This is a genomic window from Pontibacter sp. BAB1700 (genome assembly GCF_000277005.1).
GTDB classification, from domain to species: domain Bacteria; phylum Bacteroidota; class Bacteroidia; order Cytophagales; family Hymenobacteraceae; genus Pontibacter; species Pontibacter lucknowensis.
This window is the reverse complement of the sequence record NZ_AKIS01000129.1, coordinates 1-17,433: the sequence shown is the minus strand read 5'-3', so window position 1 is coordinate 17,433 and position 17,433 is coordinate 1. Positions and strand designations below refer to the sequence as shown.

The window sequence follows — 17,433 nt, the reverse complement described above, 5'->3', positions numbered from 1 at the left end:
GATATCGATGACAGCATGCTGGCCTCTTTGCAGGAAGCGGACCTGGACAGCTTTATCAAGGTTGGCATGGAGTACGCTGACTCTGTGATCAAGACAAATGAGAACTTCGGCGAAAACATCAGCGCCCTGTTCAATGAATTTGTTGAGACAAACAAGAACATCAATACCATCAGTGCCGACGACAACCTGTGTGATTCATACTTCAACCTATATAATGAACTCAGCCGTTAGGAGATTACTCTTATTCTTCTTTTCATTTGCCGCTCTTACAGCCTGCGAAGACCCAAAAGACATCGGACTCGAACTACAGGACGAAAACCTGATAGGTACCGAGTTCACTGACACCCTTACCATCCGGACCGGAACTGTGTTTCAGGGCGACTCGATCCTTTCGTTCCGTTCACAGCCGCCTTTGCTAGGCCAGTATGTAGATCCGGTGCTGGGTAAGGTACGTGCCAGCACAATCACGGAGGTGTCAATCAATGGTACCGGCTTAAACTTCGGCGCAGGTGCCAGAGCAGACTCGCTGGTGCTTACACTTGACTATTCGTTTAAGTATGCGGACACCCTGAAGACGATGCAGGTGAATGTGCATCGTGTGACAGGTGCTTTTGACGAGAGAACCTCTTACTTTACCACAACTCCTTTTGCTTACGACTCTAACCCTGTTGGTTCGAAAGCTTTTCTGCCGCGCATAGATACAGAAAGGGCGGAGAACGTGACGACAAAGAAGACGAGACTGCTGAAGATAAAACTGAGTAGCGAGCTGGCAAACGAGTTTATGGCCCAGTCAGGCCAGGCGGGTTTAGCAGACCAGGCCGGTTTCTCTAACTTTTTCAGAGGTCTTGCATTAACAGTGCCTGAGGGCGAGAATGCAAGTATAGTTGGTCTGACACTGGGTAGCACTAACACGAGCCTGACACTGCACTATACCACAGCCGAAGGCACTGCCAGACAGCATAACTTTTTGCTGGGCGCAGGCAATTACTTTACACAGATATCATCTGACCGAACAGGCACTGCCGTTGCCGAGTTGCAGTCGAATGGTGACTTTGTACCTGCCAGCGAAACAGGCGGGGATTCTTATATACAGGCGGGCACGCAACTGCTAAGCAAGATCACAATCCCTCACCTGGAAAAATTCAAGGATATCCCAGGCACCCTGATCATTAACCGGGCCGAGCTGATCATACCTGTTAAAGCGGCTTCTTCGGAGAACAACCTGCCGAGACCTCCTCAATTGGCTTTGTATGAAACCAACAATGCCAACCAGTTTTTGCGAGATATAACAGGTACTGTACGTGCGGTGCAGCAGGATGGTGTCAATCCACTGGATACCCGAGTGCCAGCTTTGGTGGCTAGTAGCCGCAAAAATGGCGTCGACTATTATACCCTGAATGTGACCAGTTACCTGCAGGGTGTGATGATGGGCCTGAAGCAAAACAATGGACTGATGCTGGGCGCTGTATCGGCTGCTTCGCAGTCAGACGGAACCGTATCTATTCGTCCGGAAACGCGTCCTTACCGTGCCATTGTGACAAATAATGAAGCAAACCCAGTAAGGCTACTGATATACTATTCGAAGCTACAATAGTATCGCGCAAATATTAAGCAGATACTTTATACATTATAAAGAAAAAGGTACCTTTGCAGGTACCTTTATTTTTTTTACTGAAACTTAATACTATATGTGCGGAATTGTAGCGTACGTAGGGCATAGAGATGCTTGCCCTATTGTCCTTAAGGGCTTGAAACGACTTGAATACAGAGGCTATGACAGCGCAGGAATAGCCCTGATGAACGGAGGCCTGAACGTCTTCAAAAGAAAAGGCAAGGTAAGCGACCTTGAAGAGTTTATTGCAGATAAAGATGTGCATGGCAACATCGGCATGGGCCATACCCGCTGGGCTACCCACGGTGAACCAAACGATGTCAATGCACACCCTCACTACTCTAGCTCCAAGAACATTGCCATCATCCACAACGGCATCATCGAGAACTACGCCTCCCTGAAGCAGCTCCTGATCCAAAAAGGCCATACCTTCCAGTCAGAGACTGACTCAGAGGTATTCATCAACCTGATTGAAGACATCAAGCAGAACAGCAACTGCTCACTGGCTGAGGCGGTTCGCCTGGCCCTGCACGAAGTGGTAGGAGCTTATGCTATTGTGGTGCTCTCTAAGGAAGACCAGAACCAACTCATCGCTGCCCGTAAGGGTAGTCCGCTGGTAGTAGGTATAGGCGAAGGCGAATACTTCCTTGCTTCTGACGCTACCCCAATCATTGAGTATACCAACGACGTGGTGTATGTGAACGACTACGAACTGGTAGTGATCAAAAACGGTGAGTTGGAGATCCGTACCAAAGAGGACGTGGTGCAAACGCCTTACGTTCAACGCCTAGAAATGGCGCTGGAGTCGATCGAGAAAGGCGGCTACCCACACTTCATGCTGAAAGAGATATTTGAGCAACCTCGCTCTATCCTCGACAGCATGCGCGGCCGTATGATCGCGGAGAGTAATCACCTGATGATGGGTGGCATCCGTGAGTTTGAGAACAAATTTGTGAATGCGGACCGTATCCTGATCGTAGCTTGCGGTACGTCGTGGCATGCCGGTCTGGTGGCCGAGTACCTGATCGAAGACCTGGCACGCATACCTGTGGAAGTGGAGTACGCTTCAGAATTCCGTTACCGCAACCCAATCATCAGTGAGCGTGATATTGTGGTGGCGATTTCGCAGTCTGGTGAAACAGCTGACACACTGGCCGCACTGGAGCTGGCCAAGTCAAAAGGTGCTACGATTTTTGGTATCTGCAACGTGGTAGGTTCTTCTATCGCCCGTGCCACGGATGCGGGTGCTTATACCCACGCTGGTCCTGAGATCGGTGTTGCCTCCACAAAGGCCTTTACCGCTCAAGTAACGGTGCTTTCGCTAATTGCCATGATTATTGGCAGCAAGCGTGGCACGCTGGAAACAACCAAACTGCACCAGTTAATGGTGGAGCTGGAGAGCATTCCGGCCAAAGTAGAGAAAGCCCTGGAGCTAAACGACCAGATCATCAAGATTTCGGAGCAGTACAAGGACGCTACGAACTTCCTATACCTGGGTCGTGGCTATAACTTCCCGGTTGCACTGGAAGGCGCCCTGAAGCTGAAAGAGATCTCTTACATCCACGCCGAAGGCTACCCTGCCGCTGAGATGAAGCACGGCCCGATCGCCTTAATCGACGAGCAGATGCCGGTGGTGGTAATTGCTACTAAGGACAGCTCTTACGAGAAGATCGTGTCGAACATACAGGAGGTGAAGGCCCGTAAAGGCAAGATCATCGCTGTTGTAACGGAAGGCGACACGACTATACCTGCCATGGCGGATCACGTGATTGAAATTCCGGAAACAAGCGAGCACCTGGTGCCGTTGCTGTCGGTAATTCCGCTGCAGTTGCTGTCTTACCACATTGCGGTAATGCGCGGCTGTAACGTAGACCAGCCTCGTAATCTGGCGAAGTCTGTGACAGTGGAGTAATCGATTAATAGTTATAAAAAAGGGCCAGCGACTAATCAGTTGCTGGCCCTTTTGCTTTATTATGAACTATCTTAGAGGCTAAACTTCTCCCCTCTCAGATACTTTGTCTTGAGCAGCGGGCAAATCTTGTAGCGCTCTTCTCTGGTGTCTTCGTACATCGCCTCCAACACCTGGTATACATTGTCTATACCTATCGCATTCGCCCATTCAAATGGTCCGTGCGGATAGTTGGTACCCAGTTTCATACCCAAATCGATATCCTGAATAGAGGCAGTGCCTTCCTGCAAGGTATAGCAGGCTTCGTTAATGATCATGCACAGGATGCGCGGTGTAGCCATGCCTGCACGGTCTTCTACTAACTGATACTCCGTGCCGAGCTGTTCGCATACCTGTTTCAGTTTCTCGGCATCCTCCTGCTCATATAGGCTTACCTCCAGCACCGGGCGGTTAAGGAGGGTTGGCAGTCCATTGAAACCGAATAAGGTGCAGATCCTTTCTAAACCTGATTCACGCACCAGCGAAGCTAGCTGCTTCGTCACGGCCTGACAGAACACGATTTGACCTGGGCCATAATCGCTCAGGCGCTCAGGCTCTTGGTGCAGCAGGAAGTCAAAAACAACATCGCCAGGCTTGAGCTGATCATCGGTTAGGTGGCGGCTATGCAGAAAGGTATAGGTATTGCCGTTGCCTCCTTCCGGAAATTTCTGTTTAAACTCAGCGGCCATTTCATCGCCAGACAAAACAAGTATGTGCATATTTCTGTACTTTTGATGGGTAAAGATACACATTAAAACTAATCGGACTATGAACCATACCATTATCAAGTCGGCCAATGCGCCAGCCGCTATCGGCCCTTACAGCCAGGCAACACTTCACAACGGCATTATGTACGTTTCGGGCCAAATCCCACTGGATCCGCAAAGCGGTGAGCTGGTGAGCGGCACTATTGAGGAGGAAACGCACCAGGTGATGAAAAACCTATCCGCCATTCTGCAAGAGGCAGGCATGGGCTTCGACAACGTGCTCAAGTGCTCCATCTTCGTGAAAGACCTGGCAATTTCGCCAAAATAAACGAGGTATACGGCAGCTACTTCAGCTCCAACCCACCTGCTCGTGAGACGGTAGAGGTAAGCCGCCTGCCGAAGGATGTGAATGTAGAGATTTCGTGTATTGCTGCCTTATAGAACGCTTTAGCTAATAGGCTTATACCTCCAGCCCAATTTTTACAATGGGGCTGGAGGTTTCGTTTTTATACCTTCCGCTTCTCAGCGGGCTAAACACAAAGAGCAACATGAACATAAACATCCCCGGCCTGCACAATTCTGACGAAAACCATTGGCAGACGATATGGGAAAATGACCACCCTTCTAAATTTTACAGGGTAATACAATCAGACTGGGAAAAGCCTGACTGCGTGGAATGGATAAGTAAAATGGAAGAAGAGTTAAAGCAATTCGACTACAAACAGTTAATTCTAATTGGCCACAGTGTCGGCTGTGTGACCATTATCAAGTGGTTTGAGATGTATGGACACGCCATAAAAGGGGCCCTGTTTGTGGCACCGAGCGATGTGGACAGCCCCGGCTACCCTTCCTATATAACAGGTTTAACCCGATGCCTGCAAGCAAATTACCTTTTCCCACTATTGTGGTAGCAAGCACAGATGATCATGTAGTAGACTTTGAAAGGGCGCAGCTATTTGCCAGGAACTGGGGAAGCGAGTTAGTAACGCTTAAGGAAGCCGGGCACATCGAAAGCAAATCCGGGTTTGGCAAATGGGACTTTGGGCTGGAACTTATCGACAGACTTAAGCAGATGAAAGTTGCTTAAATTCCCTCCCCCGCAGACTTGTCTTTTTCATCCGACTCAGCCGCTTCTTTCGCTTCCTCTTCCCCATAAATGTCCTTCGTAAACTTACCTGGCTCAGCATTCACGGCCGTGTGGCCTACTTCTATTTCCTGCCGGATAAAGCGCACAGCATACTCTGCGGGATAGATATTGAAGCCATACTTGCGGGAGTAAACAAACGTGAACACAGCCCCGAAGAAGATGATCTGGGAGGTATAGAACACCCACAGTAGGATTACGATAACCGAACCCGCCGCCCCATAGATGGAGGTGATGTTGCTCGTGCCCAGGTATAGCCCGATGATTTCTCGACCGATGGCAAATAACAAAGAGGTAACCAGCGCTCCCACCCATACATCACGCCACCTTATTTTGGCATCGGGCAGAAAGCGGTATATACAGCCGAACATAAAGGTCATGAGCAGGAAGCCTGACACCAAATTGACGCCCCGCAGCACGTATACAAACCAGCCTGCAAGCCTCGCCGTCAGAAAATCGCCGATGGCCACCAGTATGGTGTTAGCCAGCAACGATACGATGAGCAGAATGGCAATGGCCAGGATCATGGCAAAGGACAGGAAGCGGTCAAGAATCAGCTTAACGTAGCCGCGCTTGGGGGCTGGTCGCACGTACCATACCTCATTGAGCGAGTCCTGCAGCGAAACAAACACACCCGTAGCCGCTATGAAAAGTGTAACAACGATGACAACAGTGGCGAGGTTGAAATCGGTGATATCGTTGATGCTCTCGACCATACGCTGCACCGCAAAAGCCGCCTCCGAGCCAACTGTTTCCCGAATCTGGTAGTAGACTTCCCCCGAAACGGCTTGCTCACCAAAAAAATAGCCTGTCGCGTTGATGATGATCAACAGAATGGGCGGTAACGCGAAAATGGTATAATACGCCAGCGCCGCCCCTTTCTGGAAGGAGTTGTTCTCGATAAACTCAAGGCTGGTTTCCTTGAGCAGGCACCAGATATTTTTGAGCGTTTGGCGGGGCATGGAGTCGTGTTTGGCCTTGTCTTAAACTGATACGCAAATCAAATGTTATGTTTGTGCAGGCTCTTGTCAAAGGTATAAGGCAGAGAAAGCAACACCTTACCGAAACGAGAATTTATTTTGTACCTTTGTGCCATCATTTGCAATGCCTTTTTGAAATAACCATACATGGAAAGAGAAGTTAGAGTACGCTTTGCCCCGAGCCCAACAGGGCCTCTCCATATCGGCGGTGTTCGCACGGCCCTTTACAACTTTTTGCTGGCCAAGAAAACCGGCGGCAAAATGATCCTGCGCATCGAGGACACAGACCAAAACCGTTTTGTGCCTGGTGCTGAAGATTATATCCGTGAGTCGCTGGAGTGGTGCGGCATTGAGCTGGACGAAAGCCCATGGAACGGTGGCCCATATGCGCCATACCGCCAGTCGGAGCGCAAGCCGATGTACATGCAGTACGCCATGCAGCTGATCGAGAGCGGCCATGCTTACTACGCTTTCGACACGGCCGAGGAACTGGAGGAAATGCGCGAGCGTCTGAAGGCTGCCAAGGTAGCCACGCCACAGTACAACGCCATCACCCGCATGACGATGAAAAACTCGCTCACGTTGCCGGAAGATGAAGTGAAGCGCCGTCTGGAGTCAGGCGACCCGTATGTGATCCGTCTGAAAGTGCCGCGCAAAGAGGAAGTGCGTCTGAAAGACCTGATCCGCGGTTGGGTAATGGTACACTCTTCTGCCATCGATGATAAAGTACTGATGAAGTCGGACGGCATGCGACGTACCATTTGGCTAACATTGTGGATGACCATCTGATGCAGATCACGCATGTAATCCGTGGGGAGGAGTGGTTGCCATCGGCTCCACTGCACGTGTTGCTGTACCGCTACCTGGGCTGGGAAGACACCATGCCAGAGTTTGCGCACTTGCCGCTGTTGCTTAAGCCTGACGGCAACGGCAAACTGAGCAAGCGTGATGGCGACAAGCTCGGCTTCCCGGTGTTCCCGCTTCGTTGGGAAGATCCGTTCTCAGGCGAAATCTCCTCTGGCTACCGTGAGGCGGGTTATATTCCTGAGGCCTTCATCAACTTCCTGGCTTTCCTGGGCTGGAACCCGGGCACGCAGCAGGAGATCTTCTCGATGGAGGAATTAGCTAATGAATTCACCATCGAGCGTATCGGTAAGTCCGGTACCCGTTTCGATATACAGAAGGCTCGCTGGTTTAACGAGCAGTACCTGCGCGCCAAGCCAGACGCTGAACTGGCAGGTTACCTGCTGAAGGCATTGGAAGAGCATGGCATCTCTTGCTCACCTGCGAAGGCTGAGAAAATTGCCGGCCTGATGAAGGAGCGTGTGAGCTTCCCGCAGGAGTTTTGGCGTGAGGCTGCTTACTTCTTCGTGGCTCCTACCGAGTATAGCGAGAAAGTAGCTTCTAAAAAGTGGAACAGTCAGGCCGTGGCCGTGTTCACCGACTTCCGCAACGAACTGGATACCTGAGTGACTTTAACGCCGATTCAGTAAAGGATCTCCTGACAAGTATTCTGGAGCGCCACGGCATGAAGCTGGGTATGGTCATGCAGGCGCTTCGTCTGGCCGTGACAGGAGCCGAGGCTGGCCCTGACCTGATGCAGATCATCGAGGTGATTGGCCGTGAGGAAACACAGAACCGTATAGATGCTGCTATTAGCGCATTGAGCCACTACGCAACAGCTTAGGCTATACCTTATACTTGAACAAGAGCGGCTATTCCGAAAGGGATAGCCGCTCTTGTTATACCTGGCTCCTATACCTGGCTGTAACTATTTGGCCGTTTCGCCTTATACTTCAGTGAGAACAAAAGGACCAGACTATGGCTAAGAATAAAAAAGAGAACAAGAGCTCTAAAAAGAAAACGCGGGTGCACAAGGACCTCGAGGGCTTCGAGATCAAAGTGAACCAGCAGGGCGAGATCATGTCGAACTACTCTATCGACCAGATCAATGAATTCCTGAACAAAAATGTGGAGGACAAAAAACTGGTAAAGCGGGATGCTGCTGAGAAAGCAAAAAAAGAGGAAGAAGAGTTTCATATAGAGGAGGGTGAGGAAGTAGAGGAAACCGACGAGGATTTCGTGAAAGGCACCAGCTCCGTTTCGGATGACGAGGACGACAAGGACCTGCCGAAGGCCCGTCGAAAAAAAGGACGTGGTGATGAGGACGAGGACGATGAAGAGGATTAGATAATTTACTATATTGTCTATCCGAACATTAAGTCCTAAAAACTATGAGAAACGCACACGAAATCGACTTCCGCATTTTCGGTAACGACATACAGGTACTCGAAATCGAACTCGACCCCAACGAAACGGTGATTGCCGAGGCCGGCGCCATGGTATACATGGAAGAGGGCATCGACTTCCAGACCAAAATGGGAGATGGATCCAACCCCAGCCAGGGCTTTCTGGGCAAACTGGTTTCAGCAGGCAGTCGCCTGATCACGGGTGAGTCGCTGTTTATGACGCACTTTACGCACCGTGGCTATGGTAAGAGTCGGGTCGCTTTTTCAGCTCCCTACCCCGGCACTATTCTGCCTCTTGATCTGCAGCAGTTCAATGGTAACACACTTATCGCACAGAAAGACGCCTTCCTGGCTGCGGCATTGGGTACAAAACTCGCGATGCATTTCAATCAAAAGCTGGGTTCCGGCCTGTTTGGTGGCGAGGGTTTTATCCTACAGAAGATATCCGGTGACGGACTTGCCTTCCTGCATGCAGGTGGTACCATCGTAGAGAAAGAGCTCAACAACGAAACCCTGCGTGTCGACACAGGCTGCGTAGTGGCTTTTGAGCAAGGTATAGACTTCAGCATTCAGCGGGCCGGCGGCCTCAAGTCCATGATCTTCGGTGGTGAGGGTATCTTTCTGGCCACCCTACGCGGCACTGGTCGAGTATGGTTGCAGTCTATGCCTGTAAAGAAACTGATCGAAGCACTGATGCCACACGGTGAGAACACCAAGAAAGAAGGCGGATTTATGAGTAGTTTCCTGGAGTAATTGATAATCAATTAGCCGTATTTAAGTAAATAAGTATCCACCTGAAGCCTCTCTATAAATGGAAGGACATGCTCAACCCAAAAGTTATGGCAGTCAGGTACTACCATACATCTACTTCATCGGATTAGCCAGCTTTTGGTTATTTGGAGACTTAGTTGCGATGCAAAAATTTAGTTTTGTCGCTTTGGGCGTTATAGTCGCTCTCACTATTCAAGCAGTATTGCAGCATAAAGTGGTAGGAGCTAGTTTGGGCATAATGGCCATAGCAATCAGTTTAATAGCTTTTCTGGCCACCTTGTCTGAATTCAGTGATTTCGAAGTAGTCAATCAAAGTGCTATACAGCTGATAGCCGTTGGTTCGGTGCTCTCACTTAGTGGGCTTGTAATGGGGGGTATGTTGACAATTACGAATATCAGAAGGTTGGCAATTTAAATATTAGATTTACTAGTGCATAGCTATCTTTAACCATAAATCTGAAGAATGACTTTAGAAATAAAGAATACCTGGAACGGCCTTAACCGTGTTCTGACCATTATCAACCTCGTTCTGTTAATGGTACTAACAGCGCAGGGCTTTGATTACAAAAAAGTGAAAGGCAAAACGGTACCTGTGTATCTCAATGTTGCGCTCCTGTTAGTCCTGGGTTTCGCAGTATCCGCAACGATTTACGGCTTATTCAGATAGTTGCTATACCTGAGGTATAGTTTAAAAGCAAAAATGCCCGGCAGGTATAAACTGTCGGGCATTTTTATTGTCATTTCGACTACTCTTTAGGCGCGAGCCGAAGAGAGTCAGCGTAGTTGTGAGAAATCTGGAGGGATATTCATTACTATTCACTTCAGATTTCTCACTAGCGTTCGAAATGACAGCTTTGTTTAATTCTTTACTCTTGCCAGCCCACTTACTTCCATTATCTCCTCCAAATACTCACGGGTATTGCTCAGTCTCGGCACTTTGTGCTGGCCACCAAGTTTACCTTTTTTGCTGAGCCAGTTCATGAAGGTGCCTTTTGGGGCGGCGTGTACGATAGGTTCCTGCAGGGCGATGTCGTTTTGGCGCTTGGCGTCATAGTCGGAATTGATTTCGCGCAGGGCCTGGTCAAGCACTTGGGTGAAGTGGGGCAGACTATCCGGTTCTTTCTCAAACTCAATCAGCCATTCGTGGCCGCCACGCTTGCCGCTCTGCATGTATACAGGTGCGGCTGTGAAGTTCGAGATAATGGCGCCAGTGGCTTCGCAGGCCTTCGTAATGGCCACTTCAGCATTCTCCACGATCACTTCTTCGCCAAAGGCGTTGATGAAGTGCTTTGTGCGGCCTGATATCTTGATGCGGTATGGGCTCAGATTCGTGAAGCGTATAGTATCGCCAATCTTATAGCGCCACAGACCGGCGTTGGTCGAGATAACAATAGCATAGTTCTTACCCAGTTCTACCTGATCCAACGTCAGTGTTTTGGGGTTTTCCTCCTCGAACTGGTCCATCGGGATGAACTCGTAGTACACGCCATAGTCCAGCATCAGCAACATCTCGTCTTCGGTGTCACGCTGGTCCTGTATACCAAAGAAGCCTTCGGAGGCATTGTATACCTCCAGGTAGTGCATCTGAGCGGAAGGGATGATCTCTCTGAACAGCTGACGGTATGGCCCAAATGCCACAGCACCGTGTGTGAAGAGCTCCAGATTCGGCCATACCTCCAGGATGTTCTTTTTGCCAGTAACCTCGAGTATGCGCTTCAGGAGCACATAAGTCCACGTCGGCACACCGCTCAGGCTGGTTACGTTCTCCGGCACGGTTACTTCCACCATCTTCTCGATCTTCTCCTCCCACTTGTCCATCAGGGCTACTTTGAGCGGCGGCGTGCGCATGGCCTCTGCCCAGATCGGCAGGTTCTGCATAATCACAGCCGACACGTCACCGCAGGATGTCTTGGCGTTGAATTCGTTGGGGTGGTGGCTGCCGCCAATAGAGAGGCCTTTGCCTGTGAAAAGCTTGGTGTTAGGGTAATTGTTGACGTAGAGCGAGAGCATGTCTTTACCGCCCTTGTAGTGGCAGTCTTCCAGCGACTCCGGGCTGACAGGTATAAACTTGCTGCGGGCATTGGTGGTGCCCGACGACTTGGCGAACCACTCAATCTTGCTCGGCCACAGGATATTCTGTTCCCCTTTCATCACCCGCTCTATGTAAGGGTACAGGTCTTCGTAAGTAGCAATCGGCACCCGCTCCTGAAAGGTCTTCACCGACTTCATATCGCCGAAGCCATACTTCTTGCCAAACTCCGTGTTCTTCGCCGTGCTGATCAGGTCCTGAAACAGTTCGTTCTGCACTTCATGTGGGTATTTCCGAAACAGATCAATGTCATGAATCCGCTTCTTCATCACCCACGTCACGATTGAGTTTATGATTTCCAAAGGCTGATGGCTAAATTGTTAAACTGCTTTTCCTATCACTAAACTTGCAAACATTAGCCTTGTAATATACCTAATGTAGACTAAATCTTGCGTTTTAATTCAAAATGTTTGCCCAGGTATACGCGGCGTACCTGCTCGTCGGCAGCCAGTTCTTCAGCGGTGCCTGACTTCAGGATTTTACCCTCGAAGAGTAGGTAGGCGCGGTCGGTGATGGAAAGGGTTTCGTTTACGTTGTGGTCGGTAATCAGGATACCGATATTTTTGCTCTTAAGCTTGGCTACGATACTCTGGATTTCTTCTACCGCAATTGGGTCTACGCCGGCGAAGGGCTCATCGAGCAGCACGAATTTAGGGTCTACGGCCAGGGCGCGGGCGATTTCGGTGCGGCGGCGTTCACCGCCTGACAATACGATACCTTTGTTTTTGCGCACGTGCGTAAGTGAGAACTCCTCCAGCAGTTCCTCCACCTTCTCCAGTTGCTCCTTCTTCGGACGATTGGTCATCTCCAGTGGGGCCAGGATATTCTCCTCTACTGTCAGTTGCCGGAACACAGACGCTTCCTGTGCCAGGTAGCCCACGCCACGTTTGGCCCGTTGATACATGGGCAGGTCCGTGATATCCTCTTTGTCGAGGAATATGCGGCCCTCGTTCGGCTTTACCAGGCCCACGATCATGTAAAACGAAGTAGTTTTACCGGCACCGTTTGGCCCCAGCAAACCCACAATCTCACCTTGGTTCACTTCCACGCTCACGTCGTTCACGACCATGCGCGACTTATATTTTTTAAATAAATGTTCGGCTCTTAATATCATCGGGCTAATTTAAGCATTCTTGACCCGTCCTGCAATGCAGTAATCCTGCCAAGTTTTATACATGTCCAGAGCAGGTATAACAGCAGATACACTTTCCGATATATTCAAAAAATCAAATTTTATAAATGAAATTATTCCGGGTGCACTGTTGTTAGTGTCGCGTCTTCTTATTAGTTTGGAATTCCGATTAACCAGCCTTTATGATGTTTTCTTTACTTTACCTGGCCGCCCACAAGATGGCTTATTCTGGCTTATTACTCTCGTTGCTGTTTACCGGTATTCCTTCTGGAAATTCCGATAATACAAAAAACAACGGTGCCACAGCCAAAAGCACAGGGGCTACCACTAAAACCACGCTGATCACCTCTTCAAGCCTCAAGGGTATAGACGTGTCGAAGTGGCAGAAAGAGGTCGACTGGGACCAGGTGCGGGACGCAGGCGTGTCGTTTGCATTTGTAAAGGCAACACAGGACGATTACAGGCTGGACCCATACTTTGCCCGCAACTGGGAAGAAACAAAGCGTGTGGGCATCAAACGAGGCGCTTATCATTTCTTTATACCTGCCGCTCCGGTGCAGGGCCAGATCGAGATGTTCATCAACACAGTGGAGCTGCACGAAGGCGACCTGCCTCCTGTACTGGATGTGGAAGTAATTGAGAAGCACACTTCTCCCGCCGACATGCGAAAAAACATGCGCATCTGGCTTGAGGCCGTTACAGCGCACTATGGTGTAAAACCCATCATCTATACCAATCAGAATTTTTACCGCCGCTGGCTGCAGGGTCATTTCAAGGACTATCATTTCTGGATTGCCCGATACAATACTATTGAGCCCGACATTCACCACGAAGACAAGTGGCTTTTCTGGCAGTACACCGACACAGGCAAGCTGGCAGGTATAAATGCTGCTATTGATCTTAACTACTTTGCAGGCGATATGAACAGCCTGAACCTGATGTGCGTACCTCCTAAACTGACGCCATACCCCGAAAAGGTGATTTTGGCCGAGCTTGAGCAACTGCCTGCTGTCAAGCTTCTGGCAAACAACATCGACGAGCCATAAAACTTAAAACGGGCGCTGCAGAGTTATTGCAGCGCCGTTTTAAGTTTTATAAGCCTTTTGTAACTTGGGTTTATGAAAACAGGGATCGTTTCTGTATTGATAGGTGTAATAGGGCTGATCGTCATCACCTACTATCAGGCTGAAGAGAGCCTGGTCCTAGGTGATGTACAGCACACTGTAGCAAGTTACCCTATGAGCCTTTCTGTGGTGATGTCGCTGTTCGCAGTAGAAGCACTGGGCATTGTACTCGGCTATTTCGCCTTCAGGCGCCGATATGTCAAGCTGGGGTTATCAGGTATAGGGCTGTGCGCGCTTTGTCTGATCCTTCTATATGGGTACGCATTTTAGAGTCAGGTTAAACCTCTCTTTATACCTGAGACAGGCACGAATCTCTCCTTACTACTTCAACATCCGGATGTCCTTGATGCGCAGCTGCAGCGTCACATTTCCCCTGAACTCGTTTTCTTCTATGGTATAGCACACATCAAAGGGTATACCTTTCGAGATGAATTTGAAATAGTCGCCAAAGCCGAAGCCGATGGCATCGATGTCGTAGAAACCGTCCTGCGTCAGGCGCAGTTTCAGGTGGCTGTCGCCAACCACACGCACCGCGCCTGTATCGTACACACATTCCGACACAAATACCGGCTTCATGTTGCCCGGGCCAAAGGGCTCCATCTGCTTCACTATGTTGTAGAAGTTCTGGGTGATCTGATTGAGTCTGATTTTCGCATCTACTTCTATCTGCGGAATTTTTTGGTCTTCGGTAATGGTGCGGGACACAACCTCCTCAAAGCGCTGTCTGAAGGCTGGCACATTCTCTACAGGCAATGTAAGCCCTGCTGCATACATGTGACCACCGAACTGGTCAAGCAGGTCTGAGCAGCTCTCAATGGCGTCGTGCACATTGAAGCCGTGCACCGAACGGGCCGAGCCAGAAGCCTTGCCATTAGATTGCGTCAGGATGATCGTAGGGCGGTAGTAGTGATCGATGCAGCGCGAAGCCACAATTCCGATCACACCTTTGTGCCAGTTTTCCTTGTAGAGTACCGTAGAATTCGCATTGCGCAGAAAGTCGTCCTCGGCGATCATCTGCAGCGCTTCCTTGGTGATGTTCGAGTCTTTGTCGCGGCGCTCTTTGTTAGATTCGTTGATGATGTCGGCCATCTCGAAGGCTTCTGCCTTGGTCTGGGCCAGTAGCATCCGCACAGAGCGCTTCGCATCGCCCATACGCCCTGCTGCATTGATGCGGGGCGCAAAGCCGAACACGACACTGGTAATATCCATCTCGCCGGTTATACCTGCCAGTTCCTTGAGTGCCTCAAGGCCCGGACGCAGGGGGCCTGGTCCGTTGATCAGCTGCAGACCAAAGTAAGCCAGGATGCGGTTTTCACCCGTAATCGGCACAATGTCGGCCGCTATACTCACCACCAGCAGGTCGAGCAGCTTAAATGCCTCTTCCTGCGGTATACCTTGCTGAAAGCAAAAAGCCTGGATCAGTTTAAAGCCAACGCCACAGCCTGAGAGTTCTTTGTAAGGGTATGGGCAGTCAATCTGTTTCGGATCCAGTACGGCCACTGCCTGCGGGATATCCTCGTCGGGCAGGTGGTGGTCGCAGATGATGAAATCTATACCTAATGAACTGGCATAAGCTACCTTGTCTGCCGATTTAATGCCGCAGTCGAGACTGATGATAAGCGAAAAGCCCTGCTCAGCGGCATAGTCTATACCTTGCGTGGATACGCCGTAACCTTCTTTATACCTGTCGGGGATGTAATATTCGAGTTGGCCGGGTTGGGTAAGTGAATGCAGAAAGCTGTACATAAGCGCCACAGAGGTGGTGCCGTCTACGTCGTAGTCGCCGTAAACCAGTATGCGCTCGGAGCGATGCAGTGCCTCAACTATCCGGTCGACGGCAAGCTGCATGTCCTTCATCAGGAAAGGGTCGTGCAGGTCGAGCAGGCTAGGGCGGAAAAAGGCTTTCGCCTCCCCGAAAGTACAGATAGAGCGCTGGCACAGTACATCGGCCAGTGTGGTGCTGATCCGGAGCGATTCTGCCAATTGATTGATTGCCTCCGGCGCTACGCTTTTATTGTATACCCACCTTTTCTCCATATGCTGCTTCACAAATAAACCCGAAGCAAAGGTAGTCAATTTACGCAGGATTTAGGCTCGCCGCAGCCCCTTACACAGCACCTTTCCGCTATTTTTTGTAATTTGCAGCTCCTCAATACCCCAGATCATGAAACAATACCCCAGATCATGAAACGCCTCAGAGAAATTTATGAGCAGTATAAGAACTACTCCCTGGACCTGATCATGTATGGATTCTTCCTGATCTTCATCCTGATCCTGTTTATTTTCTTTTCATAGCAACATGCTTGTACGCTACAGGATTAAATTTTATTTGCTAGTTCACGACGGGCGCATCCCCACGCAGCTTCCGGAAGCGCTTGCGTGCCTCAGCCACATAAATGCTGCCCTGGTGCTTCACCAGAAACTCGTTGTATAACTCCTGTGCCTTCTGCGTGTCTTTCAGGCTCTCTTCGTAGATATAAGCCATACGGTACAGGGCATCATCACTCAGAATATCGGCGGGAGCATTGACTACTTTCTCCAGACTGGCAATGGCTTTGTCAAACGCACCGGTGCGCTCGTAGATGCTGGCTTTGCGGAAGTAAATCTCATCTGTCAGGCTATGCCCCGGGAACTTCTGCAGCATGGCATTCAATCTGTTTTGCGCCTCGTCCAGCTTGTTTTGGAAAACGAGCAGTTCGATTGCCGCATATTCTTCCATAGCCACAGTAGAGGTGTCCAGCCCCGTGTTGTCGGTGATCAGCAGGCTCAGGTCCATGGCGTCGTTGGCTATCTCGCGGCTGGTAGCCAGCTTCAGGATGTCGAGGTGAGCCTGTGCCAGCTCGAAGTCGCCTTTGTAGTAGTTAAGCCGGGCGTTGCGCAGCTTCGCCTCATGCCCGATCGGCGTCTCCTTGTGCGATTTCTCTACCTGCGAGTACAGCAAGGTCGACTCCCAGGGCTCTCCTTTCAGCAGGTATATATCGCCCAGCGTGAGTTTGCTCTCAGCCACAAAATCGGGCTTGGCGCGGGGAGTTGCAACAGCCTCCTGCAACAACTCGATGGCTTTGTCCTTTTCATCCAAATGAAAGGCATACAGATTAGCCATGTGCTGCAACACCTCTACCGTTTGGGCATTGCGCCCCACTTCAGCCAGCAGCGCTTCGTAGTCTGATATCAGCGCCCTGATCTTGTCCAGGTCAACCGGGAAAGTATTTTCTACCTGCTCTTCACGGGCATTTATCAGCCGCTGCCTTGCGATTAGGTAGTAGGGACCATCCGGATATTCTTTGATGATGTACTCATAGGCTTCAATGGCACCCTGGTAGTCATTGTTGCGGGCACTGATAGCACCCAGCTCCATCACACGGGTACCGCCGCTGCGGGTGCGCTTGTCTACAGAACGGGCCTGCAGCAAAGCACTGTAGAAGTCACGTCGCTGGATGTAGAGCCAGATAAGGAGTTCGTTGTAAGCCAGCAAATCGGGGTTTTGCTGCACCCGGGTAATCAGCTCTTTCTCCAGTGCATCAAAGGCCTTCTCGTCCTGCATGCTGTTCTGCAGCATATTCTGCACATAGATCAGATCACTTTCGTTTTCCTGCAGCAGGTTAAGCGCCTCTCCTATCAGATTCTCGTGCTTCTGCCGGAAGGTATAGAGTGCTATGAGCGAACGGTTGTGCTCA

The 17,433-nt window shown here is 50.2% G+C and carries 15 protein-coding genes and 3 pseudogenes; 12 read left to right on the top strand and 6 right to left on the bottom strand.

Going from position 1 to position 17,433, the window contains the following annotated elements; all coding sequences use genetic code 11:
• The 3 genes and pseudogenes from O71_RS15230 to glmS form a co-directional block, all read left to right on the top strand.
• A pseudogene (locus O71_RS15230) lies at positions 1-231 on the top strand (glycogen synthase); the annotation flags it as partial.
• Positions 215-1,594 carry a DUF4270 family protein gene (locus O71_RS15225; protein ID WP_007658398.1) on the top strand — a complete coding sequence of 460 codons (1,380 nt, stop codon included), beginning with the start codon at positions 215-217 and terminating at the stop codon, positions 1,592-1,594. The pseudogene O71_RS15230 and the gene O71_RS15225, both read left to right, overlap by 17 nt.
• 94 nt (positions 1,595-1,688) lie before the next feature.
• Positions 1,689-3,524, top strand: a complete 1,836-nt coding sequence (glmS, locus tag O71_RS15220; protein ID WP_007658396.1) for a glutamine--fructose-6-phosphate transaminase (isomerizing) — start codon at positions 1,689-1,691, stop codon at positions 3,522-3,524.
• A 71-nt stretch (positions 3,525-3,595) separates the two neighbouring features.
• Here glmS and O71_RS15215 read toward each other — a convergent pair whose 3' ends face one another.
• Complete coding sequence (locus O71_RS15215; RefSeq protein WP_007658394.1) at positions 3,596-4,279, bottom strand: 3-hydroxyacyl-CoA dehydrogenase family protein; 684 nt, start codon at positions 4,277-4,279, stop codon at positions 3,596-3,598.
• Positions 4,280-4,328: 49 nt separating this feature from the next.
• Here O71_RS15215 and O71_RS15210 point away from each other — a divergent pair.
• The 3 genes and pseudogenes from O71_RS15210 (at position 4,329) to O71_RS26590 (ending at position 5,354) form a co-directional block, all read left to right on the top strand.
• Positions 4,329-4,708 (top strand): annotated as a pseudogene (locus tag O71_RS15210) (RidA family protein).
• Positions 4,709-4,815: 107 nt separating this feature from the next.
• Complete coding sequence (locus O71_RS22735) at positions 4,816-5,178, top strand: alpha/beta hydrolase (RefSeq protein WP_255345399.1); 363 nt, start codon at positions 4,816-4,818, stop codon at positions 5,176-5,178.
• Positions 5,172-5,354 (top strand): alpha/beta hydrolase, encoded by a 183-nt coding sequence (locus O71_RS26590; RefSeq protein WP_007658384.1) that lies wholly within the window; start codon positions 5,172-5,174, stop codon positions 5,352-5,354. Before O71_RS22735 ends, O71_RS26590 begins: the two co-directional genes overlap by 7 nt.
• Here O71_RS26590 and O71_RS15200 read toward each other — a convergent pair.
• On the bottom strand, positions 5,351-6,373 hold the full coding sequence (locus O71_RS15200) for a YihY/virulence factor BrkB family protein (protein ID WP_007658383.1): 1,023 nt from the start codon (positions 6,371-6,373) through the stop codon (positions 5,351-5,353). The genes O71_RS26590 and O71_RS15200 overlap by 4 nt on opposite strands.
• A gap of 165 nt (positions 6,374-6,538) precedes the next feature.
• Here O71_RS15200 and gltX point away from each other — a divergent pair.
• From gltX to O71_RS15180, 4 genes and pseudogenes are all read left to right on the top strand, one after another.
• Positions 6,539-8,078 (top strand): annotated as a pseudogene (gltX, locus tag O71_RS15195) (glutamate--tRNA ligase).
• A 134-nt stretch (positions 8,079-8,212) separates the two neighbouring features.
• The gene (locus O71_RS15190) at positions 8,213-8,581 is read left to right on the top strand and encodes a hypothetical protein (protein ID WP_007658382.1); all 369 of its coding nucleotides are present in this window, start codon (positions 8,213-8,215) and stop codon (positions 8,579-8,581) included.
• 44 nt (positions 8,582-8,625) lie between these two features.
• Positions 8,626-9,393, top strand: coding sequence for a TIGR00266 family protein (locus O71_RS15185; protein WP_007658381.1), 768 nt, complete (start codon positions 8,626-8,628; stop codon positions 9,391-9,393).
• A gap of 58 nt (positions 9,394-9,451) precedes the next feature.
• A complete protein-coding gene (locus tag O71_RS15180) occupies positions 9,452-9,826 on the top strand; it encodes a hypothetical protein (RefSeq protein ID WP_007658380.1) in 375 nt (124 codons plus the stop codon).
• Positions 9,827-10,269: 443 nt separating this feature from the next.
• Here O71_RS15180 and O71_RS15170 read toward each other — a convergent pair whose 3' ends face one another.
• Together O71_RS15170 and lptB are read right to left on the bottom strand one after the other, a co-directional pair.
• Positions 10,270-11,769, bottom strand: coding sequence for a GH3 auxin-responsive promoter family protein (locus O71_RS15170; RefSeq protein WP_007658376.1), 1,500 nt, complete (start codon positions 11,767-11,769; stop codon positions 10,270-10,272).
• Positions 11,770-11,882: 113 nt separating this feature from the next.
• Positions 11,883-12,614, bottom strand: a complete 732-nt coding sequence (gene lptB / locus O71_RS15165) for an LPS export ABC transporter ATP-binding protein (RefSeq protein ID WP_007658374.1) — start codon at positions 12,612-12,614, stop codon at positions 11,883-11,885.
• Positions 12,615-12,814: 200 nt separating this feature from the next.
• Between lptB and O71_RS15160 the strand changes: the two genes are divergently transcribed.
• On the top strand, positions 12,815-13,678 hold the full coding sequence (locus O71_RS15160) for a glycoside hydrolase family 25 protein (protein ID WP_007658370.1): 864 nt from the start codon (positions 12,815-12,817) through the stop codon (positions 13,676-13,678).
• Between the two features lie 72 nt (positions 13,679-13,750).
• Positions 13,751-14,026, top strand: a complete 276-nt coding sequence (locus tag O71_RS15155; protein WP_007658368.1) for a hypothetical protein — start codon at positions 13,751-13,753, stop codon at positions 14,024-14,026.
• Between the two features lie 51 nt (positions 14,027-14,077).
• Here O71_RS15155 and recJ read toward each other — a convergent pair whose 3' ends face one another.
• The gene (gene recJ, locus O71_RS15150) at positions 14,078-15,793 is read right to left on the bottom strand and encodes a single-stranded-DNA-specific exonuclease RecJ (RefSeq protein ID WP_040574382.1); all 1,716 of its coding nucleotides are present in this window, start codon (positions 15,791-15,793) and stop codon (positions 14,078-14,080) included.
• Between the two features lie 295 nt (positions 15,794-16,088).
• The coding region (locus O71_RS15145; RefSeq protein WP_007658364.1) for a tetratricopeptide repeat protein at positions 16,089-17,433 on the bottom strand (1,345 nt) is incomplete at its 5' end.

Bases quoted from the DNA above. Each gene is read 5' to 3' on its own strand.
- O71_RS15155 (WP_007658368.1), top strand. From the start codon at position 13,751: ATGAAAACAGGGATCGTTTCTGTATTGATAGGTGTAATAGGGCTGATC.
- O71_RS15225 (WP_007658398.1), top strand. From the start codon at position 215: ATGAACTCAGCCGTTAGGAGATTACTCTTATTCTTCTTTTCATTTGCC.
- O71_RS22735 (WP_255345399.1), top strand. From the start codon at position 4,816: ATGAACATAAACATCCCCGGCCTGCACAATTCTGACGAAAACCATTGG.
- O71_RS15170 (WP_007658376.1), bottom strand. From the start codon at position 11,769: ATGAAGAAGCGGATTCATGACATTGATCTGTTTCGGAAATACCCACAT.
- glmS (WP_007658396.1), top strand. From the start codon at position 1,689: ATGTGCGGAATTGTAGCGTACGTAGGGCATAGAGATGCTTGCCCTATT.
- O71_RS15185 (WP_007658381.1), top strand. From the start codon at position 8,626: ATGAGAAACGCACACGAAATCGACTTCCGCATTTTCGGTAACGACATA.
- recJ (WP_040574382.1), bottom strand. From the start codon at position 15,793: ATGGAGAAAAGGTGGGTATACAATAAAAGCGTAGCGCCGGAGGCAATC.
- O71_RS15190 (WP_007658382.1), top strand. From the start codon at position 8,213: ATGGCTAAGAATAAAAAAGAGAACAAGAGCTCTAAAAAGAAAACGCGG.
- O71_RS15180 (WP_007658380.1), top strand. From the start codon at position 9,452: ATGGAAGGACATGCTCAACCCAAAAGTTATGGCAGTCAGGTACTACCA.
- O71_RS15200 (WP_007658383.1), bottom strand. From the start codon at position 6,373: ATGCCCCGCCAAACGCTCAAAAATATCTGGTGCCTGCTCAAGGAAACC.
- O71_RS15215 (WP_007658394.1), bottom strand. From the start codon at position 4,279: ATGCACATACTTGTTTTGTCTGGCGATGAAATGGCCGCTGAGTTTAAA.
- lptB (WP_007658374.1), bottom strand. From the start codon at position 12,614: ATGATATTAAGAGCCGAACATTTATTTAAAAAATATAAGTCGCGCATG.
- O71_RS15160 (WP_007658370.1), top strand. From the start codon at position 12,815: ATGATGTTTTCTTTACTTTACCTGGCCGCCCACAAGATGGCTTATTCT.